Source organism: Pseudomonas sp. 43(2021) (assembly GCF_017490805.1).
In the GTDB taxonomy this organism is placed as follows: domain Bacteria; phylum Pseudomonadota; class Gammaproteobacteria; order Pseudomonadales; family Pseudomonadaceae; genus Aquipseudomonas.
Map to the genome: position 1 here is coordinate 20,329 of NZ_JAFGYJ010000039.1, position 16,303 is coordinate 36,631.

A 16,303-nucleotide genomic window follows, 5' to 3' on the forward strand; every position below is an offset into this window, starting at 1 on the left:
CAATCATGCACTGGATTTTTTTAGTCTACAGCATGACAGTCACAACTTTACTTTTCTTGAACCTGGCATTAACAATATATATCGCTCACCGCAAAATTGATTACATTGAAGGATTTTTATTAAATTGCAATGCAATAACCGGCGAAAAGAAACTCTGGCTACATGCTGGCTTGATGGGAAAATTCTTTCGACTAACGAATATATCATTCATACTGCTCACTCCTAAAATCTATGCACGAAAAAACCTCATTGACATCAAGGAAATAAATAATCTACCTTCAAAAATCAAGACCCTCCTAATCTTCATGGGCTCCTCGCTTTTGATATTGACTATCGCATTTTTTGGTTTGGGAGTTTTCATGTATTACTTACCCCCCTTGCCTAAATAATGCTCAAAAAACATCGCAGTACGGGCCCCCTCCCCTCTGGTGCGCAGTTACAGAGGGAAGGCCGCCCGGCCCGCGATAAAGTCCTCGCTCGTCAATCCTTCTTGCGATAACCCTCGACGATCGCCGAGAAGTCCTTGCCACCCTCGCCGCGCAGGCTCATGGCCTGGTACAGCTGCTGGGCCACGGCCCCCAGGATCACCGGTTGATGCGCCTGGCGTGCAGCCTCGGTGGCCAGCCCCAGGTCCTTGAGCATCAGCTCGGCGCCAAAGCCACCGGTATAGCCACGCGAGGCCGGCGCGGTTTCGATGATGCCCGGCCACGGGTTGTAGGTGTCCGAGCTCCAGCAACGCCCGGTCGAACTGTTGATGATGCCGGCCAGCACCTTGGTGTCGATGCCCAGCGCGTTGCCCAGGGCCATGGCCTCGGACACGCCGATCATCGAGATGCCCAGCAGCAGGTTGTTGCAGATCTTGGCGATCTGCCCGGTGCCGACTTCACCGCAGTGCACGATGTTGCGGCCCATCTGCTCCAGTACCGGCTTGAGGGTGGCGAACAACTCGGCGCTGGCACCCACCATGAAGGTCAGGGTGCCTGCCGCCGCGCCGCCAGTGCCACCGGACACCGGCGCATCACCCATGTCCACGCCCTTGGCCGCTGCGGCCTTGGACACATCACGCGCAGTCTGCGGGTCGATGGTGCTGCAATCCACGGTCGGCGTGCCCGGGCGAATGCCTGCCAGCACACCGTCTTCGTTCAGGTACACGCTGCGCACATGCGCAGCAGCCGGCAGCATGGTGATCACCAGCTCGCTGTTGGCCGCCGCGTCCTTGGGCGAGGGGCTGACCTGCCCGCCCAGTTCTGCCAGCTCGGCCAGCACGACCTTGTTCAGGTCGAACAGGTTCAGTTGGTGCCCGGCCTTGATCAGGTTGCGGGCCATGGGTGCGCCCATGTTGCCGAGGCCGATGAATGCGATACGCATGACTGTCTCCTTAACGCAGGCTGATGGTGGTGTTCACACCGTCATTGACACTGTCGTCATCGAACCAGCGGGCGGTGACGGTCTTGGTCTGAGTGTAGAACTGCACCACTTGCTTGCCGTACGGGCCGAGGTCGCCGAGCTTGGAGCCACGCGAGCCGGTGAAGCTGAAGAACGGTACCGGTACCGGGATCGGGATGTTGATACCGACCTGGCCAATGTCGATTTCGCTCTGGAACTTGCGTGCTGCCGCGCCGCTCTGGGTGAACAGGCCGGTGCCATTGCCGAACGGGTTGGCGTTGACCAGGGCGATGGCCTCATCGAGGGTATCGACCTCCAGGGTCACCAGCACCGGGCCGAAGATTTCCTGGGTGTAAACCTGCATGTCGGTCTTCACGCCCGAGAACAGGGTCGGGCCGACGAAATTGCCTTGCTCGTAACCTGGCACCTTGACGTCACGGCCGTCGAGCTCCAGCTTGGCGCCTTCCTTGATACCGCTTTCGATCAGGCCCAGCACACGCTCCTTGGCGCGCTTGGAAACCACCGGGCCGACATCGGTGCCTGGCTCGCAGCCGGCACTGACCTTGAGCTTGCTGGCCGCTTCCTTGATATCCGGCAGCCATTCGCGGGCCTTGCCCACCAGCACCGCCACCGAGGTGGCCATGCAGCGCTGGCCCGCCGCGCCGAAGGCGGCACCGACCAGGGCGTTGACGGTTTGCGTGCGGTTGGCATCGGGCAGCACCACCGCGTGGTTCTTGGCGCCCATCATCGACTGCACGCGCTTGCCGTGCTGGCTGCCCAGGTTGTACACGTGGGTGCCCACTTCGGTGGAGCCGACGAAGGAAATCGCCTTGATGTCCTGGTGGGTGCAAATGGCATCCACCACCTGCTTGCCGCCGTGCACCACGTTGAGCACGCCGGCCGGTATGCCGGCTTCCAGCGCCAGCTCGACCAGCAGCATGGTCGACAGCGGGTCCTGCTCGGACGGCTTGAGCACGAAGGTATTGCCGCAGACGATGGCCATGGGGAACATCCACAGCGGGATCATCGCCGGGAAGTTGAACGGGGTGATGCCGGCGCACACGCCGATCGGCTGGCGCAGGGTGTAGGTATCGACGCCGCCGGCAACGTTCTCGGCGAATTCGCCCATCTGCAGGGTGCCGATGGAGGCGGCGTGCTCGACCACTTCCAGGCCGCGGAAGATATCGCCTTCGGCGTCGGCCAGGGTCTTGCCCTGCTCGGCACTGAGGACCTGGGCGATGCGTTTGGTGTGTTCGCGGATCAGCGCCTGCAGCTTGAGCATGATGCGCATGCGCGCGCCGATCGGCGTGTTACGCCAGGTCTGGAAGGCGCGGTGGGCAGCGGCGACGGCTGCGTCGACTTCTTCGACGGTGGCGAACGGTACGCGCGCCAGCACTTCTTGGGTAGCCGGGTTGACGATGTCGCGCCATTCGGTGGTCTTGGACTCGACCCATTGGCCGTCGATCAGCAGCTTGACCTGCTCGATTTTGGTCTGGTTAGGGGATTGCGGTGCGTTCATCTGCGTTCTCCTTGGAATTATTGTCGGGACGAGATCGCCATTGCCGGGCAAACGCGAGGTGGCGTCCTGAGGCTTGTTTCGAGTATAGATGTGCAAACATCCAACAAGAACGCACAAAAAAACCGGATCATCATGCAAAAAGACCTCACATCCCTGAGTGCACTCAACTGGGACGACCTGAAGTTCTTCCTTGAAGTGGCGCGTACCCGCAAGGCCAGCAGCGCCGCCAAGCGCCTGAACGTGGACTACACCACGGTGTCGAGGCGCATCAGCTCGCTGGAGGGGGCACTGGGCACCTTGCTGTTCGAGAAATCCCGGACCAACGGCTTTGTCCTCACCGCCGAGGGCCAACGCCTGCTGAGTTATGCCGAGTCGATCGAGAGCACGCTGCACATGGCTTGCGAGCAGGTGTCGGGGTCAGGCGTGGCGTTGTCGGGGCACGTGCGCATGGGCTGCACCGAAGGCTTCGGCAGCTTCTTCGTCACCCCGCAGCTAAGCCACTTTGTCGATGCCTACCCGGCGATTTCGGTGGATATCCTGCCGCTGCCGCACTTCATCAGCCTGTCCAAACGCGAGGCGGACATCGTCATCGCCCTGGAGCGGCCGGAACACGGCCCTTATGTATGTTGCAAGCTGTGCGACTACCGCTTGCGGCTGTACGCGACCCAGGACTACCTGGACAACCACGCACCGATCAACCAGATCGCGGACCTGGCCAGGCACCCGTTCATCAGTTACGTGGACGACCTGGCGTTCAGTTCGGAGCTGCTGTACCTGGCCAACCTGATCCCCAGCGCCAGCGCGCATTTGCGCAGTACCAGCGTGATTGCGCAGTACACGGCAGCGTTGCAGGGGCGTGGGCTGGCGATCTTGCCGTGCTTCCTGGCTGCGCAGGACCCGCGGCTGGTGACGGTGTTGCCGGAAGAGATCGAGGTGACGCGGCAGTTCTGGATGTATTGCCGGGAGGATTTGAGGAAGTTGAAGCGGATTACCCTGCTTTGGGATTACATCCGAGGGGTGACGGAGGCGAATGCGCCGTTGTTGATGGGCGAGACCCGAGAGATGCGCTTTGCTCAGGAATGAGGGGGCTGCTGCGTAGCCATCGCCGGCAAGCCAGCTCCCCACAAGGTCTGCGCCGGATTCAAGGCATGCGCAGGACCTGTAGGAGCGGGCGTGCCCGCGAACACCGGCGCAGCCGGTGCCAGGCACCGAGTCGCCTGCTTCGCGGGCAAGCCCGTTCCACGCGGATGTGCTGGCCTGTGAGGCTGCGGTCAGTAGGAAGCCACCACAATGGACACGCGCCGGTTCTCGGTACGCCCGGCGCTGGTGCGGTTGTCCGCCACCGGCTGGCTACTGCCAAGGCCACGGGACTGGATGTTCTGCGCCTGCATGCCTACCTCGACCAGCGCCTTGGCCACGCTCTGCGCGCGGCGCTCTGAGAGTTGCTGGTTATACGCCGCCTTGCCCGACGAATCAGCATGCCCGTCCACCCGCACGCCCTGGATGCCAACGCTGAGTAGCGCCTTGCCAATGCGCTCGACGATCGCCTGGCTCTGGCTGTTGAGGCTGTCCAGATCGCTGCCGAACAGCACCTTGCCGGACAAGTCGTAGGCCCATCCTTCGTCGGTCGGGGTAAAACCTTCACGCTTGAGCACGGCAATCTGTTCGGCCGTCAGGCCTTTGGGTGGCGTGCTCTGGCAACCGGTCAGTGCCAGCACGGCGAGCAGCAATGCCCAAAGGGGGAAACGCAAAGCCTGTATCACGGGTTCAACTCCTGTTGTTGTTTTCACCGGCGGACTGTTCCGTCTGCGCCACTTGCCAATGGCCACGGCGTTTGCGCTTGGCCTGGTACATCGCCGCATCGGCAGCATTCAGAAGACTGGCGGGGTCAGCGCCGTCATCCGGGTAATAGGCAATACCGACACTCAACGAGGTGGCAATACTGCGGCCACTGTCCAGCTGCACCGGCAACTTCATGCTGGCAACGATCTTCTCGGCAATGTCCTCGGCGTCCTGGCGCGACTGCAAAGGCGTCAGCAGCACGGCGAACTCGTCGCCACCCAGGCGCGCCACCAGGTCGTGCTCGCGCAACTGGGCGCGCACGCGGTCGGCCACGCTGATCAGCACTTCGTCGCCCACCGCATGGCCGAGGGTGTCGTTGATCTGCTTGAAATGGTCGCTGTCGAGAAACAGCAGCGCCAGGTGGTCCTGCTTCCGTTCTGCATTGCGCACGCTGCGGCTCAGGCGCCCCTCGAAGAAGGCGCGGTTGGGCAGGCCGGTCAGGCTGTCATGGCTGGCCTGGTGGGCCAGGGTCTGGTTTTCGTTTTGCAGGTGGCTGTGCCAAACCTCCAGCTCGTCCAGCAGGGCATTGAAGTCATTGCCCAGTTCGTTGAGCTCGGCAATCGGCGCTTCCGGCACGCGCCGGTCGAAACTGCGCTCGCGGCGGGCGGCGTGAGCAACACTGGCCAGGCCGCGCAGCGGGCGGACGATATCACTGAGCAGACGCCGCGACAGGTATTGGGCAGCCAAGGCGCTGAGCACCGTGCAGAACAGGATGCCGGCCAGTCCACTGAGCAGGAACAGCAACAGGCTTCGCCCCTGGCCGACCAGTTCGATGCGCCCGACCTGCTGTTGCTGGTGCGTAATCGGCAGATTGACCGGTTCATCCAGCAAGGCGGTGGCAACCTGCGTCTCCAGCCGCGCTAGCACGCCGGTATCGCTGCGCTGCCAATGCGCCAGTTGCTCGCCTTCGCTATTGAAGACCCTGGCTTCGGCCACTTCCTCGGCACTGGCGATCAGCGCCAGCGATTCATTGGCCGCAGCGCTGTCGTCAAACACCACCGCCGCTTCCACGGTGTAGCTGATCGAGCGGGCGATCAGCTGCAGGTTGTCGTTGGCGTAAACACGCAGGGCGAGCACGCCCAGCAGGGTCAGGGAAATACCGGCCAGGCCCACGGCGAGCAAGGCGACGCTGAGGTGGCCACGGCCCAGCACCGAACGCAGGGTCGGGCGCACGCCGCGCTTACGGGTCGGCTTCATGGCTGACCTGCCCGGCGCCGCGACAATTGCAGCACGCTGGGGTGGATGCGCACGCCGGAACGTGCCACCGAGTCGAGGTTGACTTCGAAGGCTACCTGCTGGTCGCTGACCCGCAAGCAGAACAGGCTGCCGACCGTGCACGGGTCGTCTGCCTCGCTGATGCTCAGCACCGGGTGGCCACTGACACGCTCGAACAGCCGGTCGCGCTGGCCTTGGTCGAGCTTGCCGATGTAGATGGCGTCGCAGGCCTGGGCGACCTGGCTATCGTCTGCCAGCAGACGCCGCACCTGCAGCGGTCGGCCGGACTCCTGCACATGGCCTTTGATCAGGTCATCGGCGTATTCGGTCGGGCCGACCAGGCACAGGCGCAAAGGCGAGGGTTCGACGGGCCAGCGGGCATAGCTGAAGATGCCCAGCACCACCTGGGTGACGGCCTTGGCCCGTTGCTGCGCCTGGGCGGCAGTCATGGCGGGGTCTGCCTGGGCCGGGCCTGCGGAAAGGAACAGGGCGGCCAGCAATAGCGAAAGCGCACAGCTCATCACTCGCCTGGCGGCCATGTTCATGTGGGAAATCTCTTAAGGCCCTTTCCAATATCGGCGCAACGATAGCACATGGCCGCATGCTTGTATGAAAGGCGCGGAGCTAATGCGATCCCTGTGGGAGCGGGCGTGCCCGCGAAGCAGGCACCACGGTGGTTGGCACGGGCTGCGCCCGTGTTCGCGGGCGCGCCCGCTCCCACAGAGGATCTCCTTTTGGCTCACTACAGGGCTAAACCTGCTCCAGCATCAACCCGGAAATACGCCGCACCTTGCGCGCAACCGCTTCTTCGAAAATACCCTGGCGAGGCTCGACCAGGCTAAAGCAGTGCTTGGCGCGGGTGATGCCGGTGTATACCAGCTCCTTGGTCAGCACCGGGTTGAGCGCATCCGGTAGCACCAGCGCGGTGTGGCTGAACTCCGAGCCCTGGGACTTGTGCACGGTCATGGCGAATACCGTTTCCACTTCATTCAGCCGGCTGGGCAGGACGAAGCGCACGCCGCCACTGCCGTCGTTACGCGGGAAGGCCACGCGCAGCAGGGGCTCGCCGCGCTCATCCGGCAGGCGCAGGGCAATGCCGATGTCACCGTTCATCAGGCCCAGGCCGTAGTCGTTGCGGGTCACCAGCACCGGGCGCCCTTCGTACCAGGGCTGCTGGCTGTCGATCAGCCCCGCATTGTGCAGCACCCGCGCCACCCGCTCGTTGAGGCCTTCGACACCCCAGGCGCCCCGACGTACCGCGCACAGCAGCTGGAAGTCCTCGAAGCTGTGCAGCACCTTGCCCGCCCATTGCTCCCACGCGGGGTCGTCAACGGCGGTATCGAGTGCCGGGCGGAAGCGGCCAAGGGTGCGCAGGTAGCTGCGGTAACCCTGCGGGCCGTCGCTGCCGCGGTTGAGGCCGTCGAGCAGCAGGCGGTCGAAGGCACGGTCCTGTTCGTGCTTCAGGGCCAGGCTGTGCACATCGGGCGGCGGTGCGGCCAGCAGGTTGCGTGCCGCGTGGGAGTCCTGACGATTGACCAGCCGGGCCAGTTGGCCAATGCCGCTACCTTCGCCGAAACGCCGCGAAAAGCGCAGCATCACCACCTGCTGGGCCAACGGGTTGCGTTGCTCATCGCCGGCCTTGAGGCCACTGCCCGCCAGCGACTCACCACCGGTCTGTTCCAGCCACGCCTCGGTCGCCGGGGAGTAACAGCCCTCCTCGGCATCCCGACACAGGTCACCCAATACCGCACCGGCCTCGACCGAGGCCAGCTGGTCCTTGTCGCCCAGCAGCACCAGGCGTGCCCGTGGCGGCAGGGCATCGAGCAGGTTGGCCATCATTTCCAGGTCGATCATCGACGCTTCATCGACCACCAGCACGTCCAACGGCAGCGGGTTGCCGGCATGGTGGCGGAAGTGCCGCGAACCGGGGCGGCTGCCGAGCAAGCGGTGCACGGTGCTGACCTCGGTCGGGATTTGCCCGCGCACCTCGGCGCTGACCTGCAGGCGCTCGACCTGCTGGCCAATGGATTCGGTCAGGCGCGCGGCTGCCTTGCCGGTCGGCGCGGCCAGGCGAATGCGCAGCGGCCTGCCCTGCTCCACCGCCGGCGCCTGCAGCAAGGCCAAAAGGCGCACCACGGTAGTGGTCTTACCCGTGCCGGGGCCGCCGGTGATGATGCTGAAGCCGGCGCGGGTGGCCAGGGCACAGGCGAGCTTCTGCCAGTCCACCTGGCCAGCCGGCGCACCACCGTCGAACAGCTGCGCCAGGCGGCCAGGCAGGTCGGCTGGAGGCGCTTCGGCCAGGGTCAGGCGCTGGCGCAGGGTATGGTCGATGCGCCGCTCGTAACTCCAGTAACGGCGCAGGTACAGGCGCTCGCCGCTAAGCACCAGAGGCCGCGCCTGCTGGCCAGGGGTATCGCCGGCGGCCACCAGGGGGCTGGCGGCAATGCGCTGGCGCCAGGCGTGCAGGTCAAGGTTGGCCAGCAATTGCGAGGGCAGCAGCAAGGGGCCGGTCAAGGCGTCGCCTTCGGGCGGCAACGACAGGGCGAAATCGGGCTCGGCCAGGGTTTGCTGCAGGTCGAGGCAGACATGGCCGTGGCCCAGCTGGTGACTGGCCAGGGCGGCGGCCAGCAACAGCAGGGGGTCGCTACCAGGGACTCGCTCTTCCAGGAACGATACGAACGCACGGTCCAGGGCACGCAGCCAGCCCCGCTCTACCCAGCGGTCGAGCAGTTGCAGCAGGTCGCCGCTGTCACGCTGTGGCGCCAGTGCGAGCAGGTGCTCGGCGTGCAGCGGGGTGGGCAACAGGTCGACAAGGCTTCGGCTCATATCACGGCTCCGGCAAACAGGTCCTGCTGTGCGGGCGGGTGCTCGCCACGGAACAGCGCATCGAGGCTTTCGATCAGCTCACGCGGTGGCTTGGCGTGGTAAACGCCGTGGCCGCTGCTGCTGGCGCCTCGCAGGAAGATGAACAGGGCGCCGCCGACATGGCGGTCGTAGTCGTAGTCCGGCAGGCGGGCGCGCAACTGGCGGTGCAGGGCCAGCAGGTACAGCACGTACTGCAGGTCGTAGCGATGTTCGAGGATGGCCTTTTCCATGGCCAGGGCATCGTAGGCCTGGATGTCAGGGCCCAGCCAGTTGGACTTGTAGTCGGTCACGTAGTAACGCCCGTCCAGCTCGAAGGCCAGGTCGATGAACCCTTTGAACATGCCATTGAGCACGGTCGGCTGCGCCGCCGGGCGTGCCAGGCCAGGGTGAGTGTGGCGTGCCACCAGGCGATCGAGTTGTTCGGCATCGACCTGGTGGCTGGCGAACCAGAACTCCATTTCTATCTGGTAGTGGCGCAACTGCCCGAGCGTCACGCTGAGGTCGTTGCCCGGCAGCGGCAGCGCTTCGCCCAGCAGGCGCTGCAGCCAGTGGGTCAGGGTGGGAATCCAGCCGGTCCAGTCACGACGGTTGCAGCGCTGGCCAACGGTTCGCTCGATCAGTTGCGCATTGCCGCTGACCTGGCTGAAGCCCTCGCGGCCAACCCATTCCAGCAAGCCATGCAGGAAGGTGCCGGGGTTGGGCCCGCGCGGGAAGCGGTGGATATCGCCACTGTCGGCCGGGACCTCACGCAGCACCTGGGTATCGACCACTTCATCATCCAGTAACTGCTGGGCCTGGGAGCTGTCGGCACCGAGGGTCTGGTCGCCGACGCGCAGGGCACTGTACGAGGCAATCCACCAATGCTCGGCCCCCGCCGCACGGCGCGGCTTGCGAGCAGGCAGCAACTCGCTTTCGGCGTGCGGCATGCGATACACCTGTTCATCCGCCTGCGGCAAGCCCGGGCAGCTGATGTGCGGACACGTCGCGGCCAGGGCCTGCAACCAGTCCGTCAGTTGCTGCGAGCCCGGCAAGGCGAGGCCGCCACCCAGCAGGTAGCCGAGCGCCGAGCGGTGCAGTTGCGAGCTCTTCTGGTTGCCACGCTTGAGATCGGCGACACCCAGCCAGCAGGCATGCTGGGCACGGGTCAGGGCCACGTAGAGCAGGCGCAGGTCTTCGGCCAGGCGCTCGTCGTCGGCACGGTCGATCTGTTCCTGGTCCGGTGTGAGGGTGAGATGGGCGTTGCCCTGGCTATCATGCCAGGCCAGCGGCAGGCGGCTGCCGTCCACCGGCTTGCTGGTGCAGATGAACGGCAGGTAGACCAAGGGGTATTCCAGGCCCTTGGACTTGTGGATGGTCACCACTTTCACCAGCTGCTCGTCACTCTCCAGGCGCAGGATCTGCTCTTCACCGGCCTGCCCGGAACTGGCCAGGTGCTCGGCCAGGTGGCGGATCAGCGCCTGTTCGCCGTCCAGCTCGCCTGCGGCCTGTTGCAGCAACTCGGCCAGGTGCAGCAGGTTGGTCAGCACCCGCTCGCCGTCGCTGCGGCGGATCAGCGTGCGCGGCAGCTGGAAGTCATGCAGCAGGTGCCGCAGCATTGGCAGCACGCCCTGGCGCTGCCAGGTGTCGCGGTAACGCCGAAAACGCATGACCCAGTCTTCCCAGACCCGCTCGTCCTGGTTCAGGCGGTCCAGCGCAGCCAGCGACAGATCGAGGGTGAGGCTGGCCAGGGCGGCCTTGAGCAGGCGCTCCGAGTCGGGCTCGGCGCAGGCCTTGAGCCAGGCCAGCAGGTCGTGGGCTTCCTGGGCGGCGAATACCGAGTCCTTGTCGGAGAGGTACACGCTACGCACCTCGCGCGCGGCCAGCTCGGCGCGGACCATTTGCGCCTCATGGCCATCGCGCACCAGGATGGCGATGTCCGATGGCAGGCACGGGCGCAGTTCGCCATCGGCATTCTGGAAACCAGCCGTGCCCTGCTGGCCACCATTGAGCAAGGCGACGATATGGCTGGCGCAACTGGCTGCCAGTTGCTGGCGGTAAACGCTGCCGGAGACCGGTTCTTCGCTCTGCAGATGCCAGCATTGCAGCGCTGCGCAGGTTTCACCGTCGATCAACAGCTGCTCGCCACGGCCTTTGGCGCGGACCTCGATGAACGGCAGCGGGTTGTCATCGGCCTCGCGGAACAAGAATGCACCGCGCCCTGCCTGACGCGCTTCGGCCTGCAGGAACACCTGATTGACCGCCGCGACCATGGCCTTGCTGGAGCGGTAGTTGGTGTCCAGGCTGTGCAGCCGACCACTAGTGGCACGGCGGGCGGCAAGGTAGGTGTAGATGTCGGCGCCACGGAAGGCATAGATCGCCTGCTTGGGGTCGCCAATCATGAACAGGCCGGTTTCGGCGCGGTTTTCGCTGATCTGGTAGATGCGCTCGAAGATGCCGTATTGCACCGGGTCGGTGTCCTGGAACTCGTCGATCAACGCCACCGGGAACTGTTCGCGAATCAGGCTGGCCAGGCGCTCGCCGGCCTCGCTGGCCAGGGCGTGCTGCAGGCGCAGGAGCATGTCGTCGAAGCCCATTTCCGCACGCCGGCGTTTCTCCACTTCGAAGCGCGCCGATACCCAGTTGGCGGCATGCTCGAGCAATGGGGCATCCGGGCTATCCAGCGCCTGCAACTGCTGCTGCAAGCTCTGCATGGCATAGAGGGCCGGGTGCTCGGGTGGCTCGCCCTTCCAGGCTTCGGCCATGCCCGCCGGGGTCAGGCGGGTGAAGCCGGTGCCCAGGTCGAGCTCCACCAGTTGTTCGTCTGCGGCCCAGGCGCAGAGCTTGTCGAACCAAGGTTCGAAGTAACGGGCCTGCATCTTGCGGCCGTCGACCTGCTTGGCGGCCAGCGCATCACGGCAGATCTGCCGCAATTCCTCGGCCCACTGCGCCCAGGGCGCCTTGAGCCGGGCCAACTGCTCGCCACGCTGCTGCAGCGATGCCTGGATCAGCGCCGCCGGCTCTGGCCCGTCCTGCTGGGCGCGCACGCGACCGAACAGCGGGCGGATCCGCGGCAGCAAGGCGTCGGGGCTGCCCCAGTGGCCACGCACCCAGGCCAGCGCATCGCCTTGCATGCCGTAGCAGAAGCGCCGCCAGTAGTCGCGCATGACCTGACCCAGCAGCTCGCTGTGGTCGGTTTCCAGGGTCTGGGTGAACAGGCTGCCGCTGTCGAAGGCATGCTCGCGCAGCATGCGCTGGCACCAGCCGTGAATGGTCGACACCGCAGCCTCGTCCATCCACTGCACGGCGATTTCCAGGCGGCCGGCACAACGTGGCCAGGCTTCTTCCGGGTAGTCGTCACGCAGTTGGTGCAGCAGCGGGTCGGCCGCCTCCAGCTCACCACGGAAGAACCGCGCAGCTTCGGCCAGGCGCGCACGGATACGCTCACGCAGTTCCTTGGTGGCGGCGTCGGTGAAGGTCACCACGAGGATTTGCGGTGGTAGCAGCTCGCGGTCGAAGCCCTGCTCGCCACCGTGACCGAGGATCAGGCGCAGGTACAGCGCCGAAATGGTGAAGGTTTTGCCCGTGCCGGCGCTGGCCTCGATCAGCTGGCTGCCATGCAGGGGGAAACTCAGTGCCAGGGGACGGTCCTGGGTCATGCGCCTTTCTCCGGGTTGCCCAGGGTTTGCCACGGGGCGTTGAACAATGGGCGGTACAAGGCTTCGCACCAGCCTTCGAAGGTTTCATCGGCGGTGAGCGCGGCAAAGTCGCGGAACTGGCGGGCCAGGGCGATGCTTTCACTGCGCTCGCCGAAGCTGGTGCGCTCGTCACCTTCGTAGGCGCGGGCTGCAGCAGCCAGGGCTTTGTCGCTATCGTCCTGGGCCAGCCAGGCGAACGCGGTCTTGGCCGCGACCGGCAACGGCGCATTCATCGCCGCCTGGCGGGCCACCAGCAGGTCGCCCAGCAGTTGCGCCGCCTGCGCTTGCGGCAGCGGCGCAAGCAGCAGGGTCAGGTCGCTGGCCACCAACGCGCTGTTATAGGGGTAACCCGCTGCGCAGGCCGCCAGGTGCGTGACCCAGGGCGCGATCAGGCGGTGCCACTTGAGGGCGTTACGCCCGGCGCTGATGGTGTTGGGTACGGTGGTAATGCCGAGCAGGCTCTGGTCATCCGCCTGGAATACCCGGCCCAGCCAGCCTTCAAGACGGTGCGGGCCGTGCTCGAAATGCACCGGCAATGCGCCTTCGACCAGCTGTGGCCAGCGTTGCAATAGCTGGCGGTGGCGTTGCAGCAGGTCTGGCAGGGGCTCGATCAGCTCGCGCTGCAGCAGTTCGCCGAAACCGGCCAGTGGCAGCATGCCGCAGGCCTGCAAGCGCCGAGCCTGGGCCTGCAGGGCCTGTTCGGCATTGTCCGGCTCGGCCAGCGCTGCACCAAGCAGGCTTTCACTGGCGCCGTAGCGTTGCAGGGTGTCGAGGACGAAGGGTTCCTCGTCCGGGGTCGGCGCTTCCAGCGCTTCGAAGTACACCTTCAGACGCTGGCTGAAGAAGTGCCGCACCGGGTGGCGCAGGAAGTCATTCAGCTGGGTCAGGCTCAAGGCCTCATCGTCATGGTAAGGCGGCAGGCCTGGGTCGCCCTGCTCGTCTTCCTGGCCCTGCTGGTGCAGCACCTGCCATTCGTGGGCAAAGCTGAACAGCGGGCTGCCCTTCTGGAAGTAGCGTGGGCTGAACGGTTGCAGCGGGTGCTCCTGGGTCAGGGCGTGCAACAGGTGCTCACCCGGTTGTGCTGGCTGCCCCTGCTCCGCGCCTGCCAGCTGCCAGCCGGCCGCCAGGTGATCGCGCAACTGGCCGATCAGCACCGAGGCCGGGCGTTCGCTGTTGTCGCGGATACTGCGCCCGACCCAGCTGACATACAACTGGTCGCGTGCCGACAGCAGCGCTTCGAGCAGCAGGTAACGGTCATCCTCACGGCGCGAGCGGTCGCCGGGGCGGTAGTCGCTGGCCATCAGGTCGAAGTCCAGCGGCTGTTGGGCGCGGGGGTAATCGCCATCGTTCATGCCCAGCAGGCAGACCACCCGGAACGGGATGGCGCGCATCGGCATGAGGGTGCAGAAGTTCACCGAGCCGGCGAGGAAGCGCTGGGACAACTTGCCCTGGTCAAGGCCCGACAGCCAGGCTTCACGCACTACGGTCAGCGGCAATGGGTCTTGCAGGCCGACGGCCTCGCACACTTCAAGCCAGCTATCGCGCAGATCCTGCAACTGCATCAGCAGGAACTCGTCGCGCTCGCCCTCGGCCAGGAAAAACACCTGCAGCAAGGCATGCAGGCGCTCGCCCCACTGGCTGACAGTGGCAGGCTCGGACAAGGCCTGGCTGGCCACGTCGAGGGCGTCGAGCAAGGCGACCAGCGGGCCGATCAGTGCCGCATCCAGGCCACCGATTTCATCGTAGGGTTCGATGCCATCACAGGCCTCGCCCACGCCCACGGCATAACCCAGCAGCATGCGCCGCAGGCCGAACCGCCAGCTGTTCTGCTCAAGCCCTGCGGGCAAGCCCAGGCTGGCCCGCTGCTCGGCATTGAGGCCCCAGCGGATGCCGGCCCCCTCGATCCAGCGGTGCAGCGTGGGCAGGTCGTTTTCACGAATGCCGAAACGGGCCCGCACTGCCGGTACGTCCAGCAGGTCGAGCACTTCGCTGACCGCGAAGCGGCTGTCCGGCAGCTTGAGCAGGTGTTCGAGGGCAATCAGCAAGGGTTCGCGGCCACGCTGGCCCTGGTCGGTCAGGGTAAACGGTATATAACGCAGGTCGTTGCGCTGCAACTGGCCGAATACGGCGCGGATATGCGGCGCGTAGGTGTCGATGGCCGGCAGCATGACGATCACGTCACGTGGGCGCAGGGTAGGGTCGGCACTGAACCGGGCCAGCAGCTGATCGTGGAGGATCTCCACTTCGCGTTGCGGGCTATGGGCGATGTGGAAGCGGATCGAGCGGTCCTTCGCCGGGTCAACTGGATGCCAACGCTCGCGGGTTTCGGCGAGCGGGCGCAGTTCGAGGATATCGTCCTGCAACTGGTTGAGCAGCGTGGTGGGCGAGCCGTCACTGAACAGGTCGATGCGGCCATCGCTGAACACGCCCTGGTAACTGCCAGGGTCGTCGTAGCTGTCGAGCAGGTTGATGTAGTCGCGGCCTTGCTTGCCCCAGGCGGCCAGCAAGGGATGGGCATGCTGGTGCAGCGACTGGTCGTCCAGCTGCAGGGGCATGCCCTGCTTGCGTTGCTGGCGCTTGTACTGGTGACGCAGCAGGTCCTTGTCGGCAACGATATCGGCCCAGTGGTGGCGACAGGGGTTGTGCACGCACAGCAGCACCTGGCTGAAGCGTGCCAGACCGGCCAGTGCCTCAAGGGCCTGGGCTGGCAGCGAGGAGATGCCGAATACGATCACCCGGGCCGGCAGACCGGCAGGTGCCTGTTCCAGGCTGTTGATCCGTTCGATGAAGCGCTGATGGACCCCGGCGCGGCTCTGCGCCATGCCCTGCTCGCCCACATCCTCCAGCAATGCACGCCATAGCTCGGCCTGCCAGCGGTTGCCCGGGGGCAGCGCCTTGCGCTCGCCGCGAGCGGTGTTGAGGATGTGCTCGCCAGCGGCCCAATCCTTGAGCCAGTCGGCGCGGTAGACCTGATACTGGTCGAACAGGTCGGCCAGCCGCTCGGCGAGCTGGTAGCGCTTGCGCAGGTCGCTGTCGTCGGTGAGGAAGCGCCGCAGCGGCTCGAAATGCGGGCGTTCGATCAAGGCCGGGAGCAGGCGCATCAGGCGCCAGGTCAGCGGTGCCTTGTCGAGCAGGGACACTTCGGGAATTTCGTCACGGCCCAGCACGCTGCGGTAAAGCTGCCACATGAAGCTGCCCGGCAGTTGCACGTCGATGGCGGCGGCGATGCCACAGCCGCCCTGGTCATCGTCCTGTGGGTCTTCGGCCAGGGCCAGCTTGAGCCATTGGGCAATGCCATTGCTTTGTACCAGGGCGATTTCGTTTTCCAGCGGCGCCAAGGGGTAGCGACGCATCCAGCTCACCACCAGGCTGCGCAGGTCGTCGAGGCGGTTGCCGTGGACGATCATGAAGCCGGGGTGGAGGTGGGTGGTGTTGGGCATCGGGAGGTCTCTGGCAGGCGCTGGTGGCTGAGGGGGAACGATATCACGCGGATGCCTGAAAGGGCCGAGTGCCATCAGGCTGACGCGATCAGTGTGGGAGCGGGCGAGCCCGCGAAACAGGCGACGCGGTGGATGGCACCGGCTTTGCCGGTGTTCGCGGGTGAACCCGCTCCCACAGGGGGCGCGTATGCCCGGGAGTTTTTGCGCCAGAAAGACAAAACCCCTACCTGCATGCGCAGATAGGGGTTTTGCGAAATGAATCTTGACGATGACCTACTCTCACATGGGGAAACCCCACACTACCATCGGCGATGCATCGTTTCACTGCTGAGTTCGGGATGGGATCAGGTGGTTCCAATGCT

At 65.1% G+C, this 16,303-nt stretch carries 9 protein-coding genes and 1 rRNA gene; 1 reads left to right on the top strand and 9 read right to left on the bottom strand.

What is annotated here, in order from left to right:
- Nucleotides 1-480: 480 nt before the first annotated feature.
- On the bottom strand, nt 481-1,368 hold the full coding sequence (gene mmsB / locus J5M71_RS24395) for a 3-hydroxyisobutyrate dehydrogenase (protein ID WP_063913429.1): 888 nt from the start codon (nt 1,366-1,368) through the stop codon (nt 481-483).
- A gap of 10 nt (nt 1,369-1,378) precedes the next feature.
- On the bottom strand, nt 1,379-2,905 hold the full coding sequence (locus J5M71_RS24400; protein ID WP_063913430.1) for a CoA-acylating methylmalonate-semialdehyde dehydrogenase: 1,527 nt from the start codon (nt 2,903-2,905) through the stop codon (nt 1,379-1,381).
- Between the two features lie 132 nt (nt 2,906-3,037).
- Here J5M71_RS24400 and J5M71_RS24405 point away from each other — a divergent pair, with 132 nt between their 5' ends.
- Complete coding sequence (locus J5M71_RS24405) at nt 3,038-3,988, top strand: LysR family transcriptional regulator (RefSeq protein WP_207837876.1); 951 nt, start codon at nt 3,038-3,040, stop codon at nt 3,986-3,988.
- 188 nt (nt 3,989-4,176) lie between these two features.
- On the opposite strand, the gene J5M71_RS24410 is transcribed toward J5M71_RS24405, so the two are convergent.
- The 7 genes from J5M71_RS24410 to rrf all read right to left on the bottom strand — a co-directional run.
- The gene (locus tag J5M71_RS24410; RefSeq protein ID WP_207837879.1) at nt 4,177-4,668 is read right to left on the bottom strand and encodes an OmpA family protein; all 492 of its coding nucleotides are present in this window, start codon (nt 4,666-4,668) and stop codon (nt 4,177-4,179) included.
- 4 nt (nt 4,669-4,672) lie between these two features.
- Nucleotides 4,673-5,944, bottom strand: a complete 1,272-nt coding sequence (locus J5M71_RS24415) for a diguanylate cyclase (protein ID WP_207837886.1) — start codon at nt 5,942-5,944, stop codon at nt 4,673-4,675.
- Complete coding sequence (locus tag J5M71_RS24420; protein WP_207837888.1) at nt 5,941-6,507, bottom strand: YfiR family protein; 567 nt, start codon at nt 6,505-6,507, stop codon at nt 5,941-5,943. Before J5M71_RS24420 ends, J5M71_RS24415 begins: the two co-directional genes overlap by 4 nt.
- A 205-nt stretch (nt 6,508-6,712) precedes the next feature.
- A complete protein-coding gene (gene recD / locus J5M71_RS24425) occupies nt 6,713-8,788 on the bottom strand; it encodes an exodeoxyribonuclease V subunit alpha (RefSeq protein ID WP_207837890.1) in 2,076 nt (691 codons plus the stop codon).
- Entirely contained in the window at nt 8,785-12,462 is a 3,678-nt protein-coding gene (recB, locus tag J5M71_RS24430; RefSeq protein ID WP_207837892.1) for an exodeoxyribonuclease V subunit beta, read from the bottom strand. The genes recD and recB overlap by 4 nt, the downstream gene beginning before the upstream one ends.
- Nucleotides 12,459-15,941, bottom strand: a complete 3,483-nt coding sequence (gene recC / locus J5M71_RS24435) for an exodeoxyribonuclease V subunit gamma (RefSeq protein ID WP_207837894.1) — start codon at nt 15,939-15,941, stop codon at nt 12,459-12,461. The genes recB and recC overlap by 4 nt, the downstream gene beginning before the upstream one ends.
- 260 nt (nt 15,942-16,201) lie before the next feature.
- A 5S ribosomal RNA gene (gene rrf / locus J5M71_RS24440) occupies nt 16,202-16,303 on the bottom strand; the annotation flags it as partial.

Coding starts and splice junctions, on each gene's coding strand:
- J5M71_RS24405 (WP_207837876.1), top strand. CDS start 3,038: ATGCAAAAAGACCTCACATCCCTGAGTGCACTCAACTGGGACGACCTG.
- recD (WP_207837890.1), bottom strand. CDS start 8,788: ATGAGCCGAAGCCTTGTCGACCTGTTGCCCACCCCGCTGCACGCCGAG.
- J5M71_RS24420 (WP_207837888.1), bottom strand. CDS start 6,507: ATGAACATGGCCGCCAGGCGAGTGATGAGCTGTGCGCTTTCGCTATTG.
- recC (WP_207837894.1), bottom strand. CDS start 15,941: ATGCCCAACACCACCCACCTCCACCCCGGCTTCATGATCGTCCACGGC.
- J5M71_RS24415 (WP_207837886.1), bottom strand. CDS start 5,944: ATGAAGCCGACCCGTAAGCGCGGCGTGCGCCCGACCCTGCGTTCGGTG.
- J5M71_RS24400 (WP_063913430.1), bottom strand. CDS start 2,905: ATGAACGCACCGCAATCCCCTAACCAGACCAAAATCGAGCAGGTCAAG.
- mmsB (WP_063913429.1), bottom strand. CDS start 1,368: ATGCGTATCGCATTCATCGGCCTCGGCAACATGGGCGCACCCATGGCC.
- recB (WP_207837892.1), bottom strand. CDS start 12,462: ATGACCCAGGACCGTCCCCTGGCACTGAGTTTCCCCCTGCATGGCAGC.